This is a genomic window from Pseudomonas sp., assembly GCF_037994325.1.
In the GTDB taxonomy this organism is placed as follows: Bacteria; Pseudomonadota; Gammaproteobacteria; order Pseudomonadales; family Pseudomonadaceae; genus Aquipseudomonas.
Genome location: NZ_JBBNAH010000020.1, coordinates 1 through 3,820 on the forward strand (window position 1 = coordinate 1; position 3,820 = coordinate 3,820).

The 3,820-nt window shown below is 60.3% G+C and carries 4 protein-coding genes; all 4 read left to right on the plus strand.

Features of this window, described 5'->3' with window-relative positions:
- Positions 1-234 precede the first annotated feature (234 nt).
- Complete coding sequence (locus AAAB16_RS00680) at positions 235-453, plus strand: hypothetical protein (RefSeq protein WP_340661598.1); 219 nt, start codon at positions 235-237, stop codon at positions 451-453.
- 64 nt (positions 454-517) lie between these two features.
- Entirely contained in the window at positions 518-1,927 is a 1,410-nt protein-coding gene (locus AAAB16_RS00685; RefSeq protein WP_110617851.1) for a circularly permuted type 2 ATP-grasp protein, read from the plus strand.
- Positions 1,928-1,929: 2 nt separating this feature from the next.
- Positions 1,930-2,880, plus strand: coding sequence for an alpha-E domain-containing protein (locus AAAB16_RS00690; protein WP_110617852.1), 951 nt, complete (start codon positions 1,930-1,932; stop codon positions 2,878-2,880).
- Positions 2,877-3,683 carry a transglutaminase family protein gene (locus AAAB16_RS00695; RefSeq protein WP_340661599.1) on the plus strand — a complete coding sequence of 269 codons (807 nt, stop codon included), beginning with the start codon at positions 2,877-2,879 and terminating at the stop codon, positions 3,681-3,683. Before AAAB16_RS00690 ends, AAAB16_RS00695 begins: the two co-directional genes overlap by 4 nt.
- Positions 3,684-3,820 lie beyond the last annotated feature (137 nt).

The following is a 3,820-nucleotide window of genomic DNA, read 5'->3' on the forward strand; positions in this document are numbered from 1 at the left end:
GTGGCGGCACTGAATCAGGTGGCGGAAGGGTTTTATCGGCGCTGGCTGCAACTCGCGTTTTCCTGATGATCAGCGTCGTTCGCGGGGACGACGGTGGCAGGGCAATCGCGGGCAAAAAAAGACCGCCTGGTGGGCGGTCTGGAGCGGATGGCCGTAAAGGAGTCGGCCAAGTCAGGAACAATCGCGGGCCTTGTGGGCCATGAGCTACAGCGCGGTCGACAGGCTTGGGGCAGCATGGCCGACGGCGCGATGGGCGCAATTATCTGGGGCACTGGTATTTTGTTGAAATCAACTCTGGCTATGCTGGTCATAGGGAAACAGGCTGCACAGGCGCTTGTCTCGCCTTCGCCAGCGGTTGCCGCGCAACAGGGCGTGGCCGCGCACAGCGGCCCAGGGAATGCGCGTTATTGGTGCGTTACAGCTGGGTCTTATTTGCAAGTATTTGATTTATAACGAATAAGACGGATGGCTCGGGGTTTGCAATAGTTATGCACGTCCGGGTGACAAGGAGTACGGCATGACCCGCACCTTTTATGACGAGATGTACCTGGCGAACGGCGAATGCCGTCCGCATTACCGAGAATTCGCCCGTTGGCTGGCGGATACCCCGGATGAGCTATTGGCCCAGCGCCGCCGCGAAGCAGACCTGCTGTTCCACCGAGCAGGTATCACGTTCACCCTGTACGGCGACGACCAGGGCACCGAGCGTCTTATTCCCTTCGATATCATCCCGCGCAGTATTCCGGCCAGTGAGTGGCGGATAGTTGAACGCGGCTGCATCCAGCGGGTGCAGGCGTTAAATATGTTTCTCGCCGACCTCTATCACGACCAACGCATTATCAAGGCCGGCATCGTGCCGGCTGAGCAGGTGCTGGCCAACGAGGGCTATCAGTTGGCGATGCAGGGCTTGAACCTGCACCGCGATCTGTATGCGCATATCTCCGGGGTCGACCTGGTGCGCGATGGCGATGGCACTTACTACGTGCTCGAAGACAACCTGCGTACCCCCAGCGGCGTGAGCTACATGCTCGAAGACCGCAAGATGATGATGCGCCTGTTCCCGGAGCTGTTTGCCGCCCAGCGCGTATTGCCCATCGACCATTACCCGAGCCTGTTGCTCGATACCCTAAAAAGCTCCAGCCCGTTGGATAACCCCACGGTGGTGGTGCTAACGCCAGGGCGTTACAACAGCGCTTACTTTGAACACGCCTTCCTCTCCCGGGAAATGGGCGTGGAACTGGTGGAAGGTGCCGACCTGTTTGTGCGTGACGACAAGGTCTTTATGCGCACCACCGCCGGCGCCAAACAGGTGGATGTGATCTACCGCCGTCTGGACGATGCCTTCCTTGATCCGTTGGCGTTCAACCCCGACTCGATGCTCGGTGTGCCGGGCCTGTTGTCGACTTACCGCAGCGGCAATGTGGTGCTGGCCAACGCCATCGGCACTGGGGTGGCGGACGACAAATCTATCTATCCCTATGTCGGCGAGATGATCCGCTTCTACCTCGACGAAGAGCCCATTCTGAAAAACGTGCCGACCTTCCAGTGCCGCAAGCCGGTGGAATTGCAGCACGTGCTGGCCAACCTCGAGCAACTGGTGGTCAAAGAAACCCAAGGCTCCGGTGGTTACGGCATGTTGGTGGGCCCGGCGGCAAGCAAGGCGGAAATCGAAAACTTCCGCGCGCGTTTAATCGCCCGGCCTGAGGCGTATATCGCTCAGCCAACCCTGTGCCTGTCGACCTGCCCAACCTTTGTGGAAAACGGCATCGCCCCGCGCCATATCGATTTGCGCCCCTTTGTGCTCTCCGGCAAAGACACCCGTGTAGTGCCCGGCGGCTTGACCCGCGTGGCGCTGCGAGAAGGCTCGCTGGTGGTGAACTCGTCGCAAGGCGGTGGCACCAAAGACACCTGGGTGGTGGAGGACTAATTATGCTGAGCCGTACTGCCTCTGACCTGTACTGGATGTCGCGCTACCTGGAGCGTGCCGAGAACCTCGCACGCATGCTGGAAGTGAGTTACTCGCTGTCGTTGATGCCGCAAGACGGGCGCGACAATGGCTTGGAAGAGTTGGCGCTGCCGTTGCTGATTACCGGCACGCTGGACGAATACCTCGAACGCCATGGCCCGCTGCATGCCGAGCGCATGTTGCACTTTTTTGCCCTGGATTCAGAAAACCCGGCGAGCATCTATTGCTGCCTGCAAGCAGCACGCACCAACGCCCACGCCGTGCGCGGGCGGATCACCGCCGATATGTGGGAAAACATCAACGCCACCTGGCTGGAAATTCGCGGCATTGCCGAGCAGGGCCTGGGCCGCTACGGCATCAGCCGTTTCTGCGAGTGGGCCAAGGAGCGTAACCACCTGTTCCGCGGCGCCACTTTCGGCACCATTATGCGTGGCGACCCCTACCGCTTTATCCGCTTGGGCACCTTTCTCGAACGCGCCGACAACACCCTGCGTTTGCTTGATGCCCGCTACGAAATGCTTGGCGAAGACATCGACGAAAACGACGGTCGCCCAGCCCGCAGCTATTACCAATGGACCGCTTTGCTGCGCGCGTTGTCTTCTTTTGAAGCCTTCGCCGAGATCTACCGTGGCTCGCCCAACACCCGCAAGGTGGCGGAGCTGTTGTTGCTACGTGCTGATGTACCCCGTTCGCTGCGCTCGTGCATGGACGAGCTGAACCTGATGCTCGCCAGCCTGCCCGGCGATAACGGTCGTCCGGCCCAGCGCCTGGCGGCGGAGCTGGAAGCGCGGTTGCGCTATACCAGCATTAACGAAGTGCTCGACGAAGGCCTGCACGGCTGGCTCACCGATTTCATCCTACTGGTGCGCCAGCTAGGCCAAAGCATTCAAGCGTCTTACCTGGAGGTCGCATGAGACTCTCGATCAGCCATGACACCACCTATCACTACGAAGATCAGGTGCGTAACAGCATCCAATACCTGCGCATGACCCCGCACGACAGCGAGCGTCAGCAGGTGATCAGTTGGGAGCTCAACCTGCCGCGCCCGGTGCGTGCGCAGGTCGATCCGTACGGCAATATCCTCCATGTACTGACCATGGATGAGCCGCATGAAAGCATTATTCTCGGCGCCCGCGGCCAGGTTGAAATCGACGAAAACCGCGAGTGCGAGCACGAAGAGCAATCGCCGTTACCGTTTCTGCGCACCACCCGTTTGACTGAAGCCGACGCGGCCCTGCGCGACTTCGCCCAAGCGCAATGCAGCAACCGCCGTGACCGCACGTGCATGATCGACTTGATGAACCGCCTGAACGCCCATATCCGTTATGTGCCGGACTCCACTGACGTAAAAACCAGTGCCGCCGAAGCCTTCGCCAGCGGCAAGGGCGTGTGCCAGGACCAAACCCACGCCTTTATCGCCTGCGCCCGCAGCCTGGGCGTGCCGGCGCGTTATGTGTCTGGCTACCTGTACACCGACAGCAGCGACCACCTGGCCAGCCACGCCTGGGCCGAAGCCTGGCTGGACGACGCCTGGTACAGCTTTGACGTAACCAACTGCCTGACCCGTGCCGAGCGGCACCTGAAGTTGGCGGTGGGTTTGGATTACCTCGACGCTTGCCCGGTACGCGGCATGCGCCATGGTGGCGGCGTAGAAAAAATGCATGCACACGTTGAAGTGTCGCCCACCCGTGGGCAGGTGCAGGTACAGGTGCAATAGCAGTAAAACCAAACTGCATGTCACGCGGTCAACACCCTAACGCCCGAATCGGCTCTTGCTGGTTCGGGCGTCCTTGCCTCTGTGGACTGGAACGGATTGGAAGCCTAACTGACCTATTGCGTAGCACTGAACCTGGC

Bases quoted from the DNA above. Each gene is read 5' to 3' on its own strand.
- AAAB16_RS00680 (WP_340661598.1), top strand. From the start codon at position 235: ATGGCCGACGGCGCGATGGGCGCAATTATCTGGGGCACTGGTATTTTG.
- AAAB16_RS00685 (WP_110617851.1), top strand. From the start codon at position 518: ATGACCCGCACCTTTTATGACGAGATGTACCTGGCGAACGGCGAATGC.
- AAAB16_RS00690 (WP_110617852.1), top strand. From the start codon at position 1,930: ATGCTGAGCCGTACTGCCTCTGACCTGTACTGGATGTCGCGCTACCTG.
- AAAB16_RS00695 (WP_340661599.1), top strand. From the start codon at position 2,877: ATGAGACTCTCGATCAGCCATGACACCACCTATCACTACGAAGATCAG.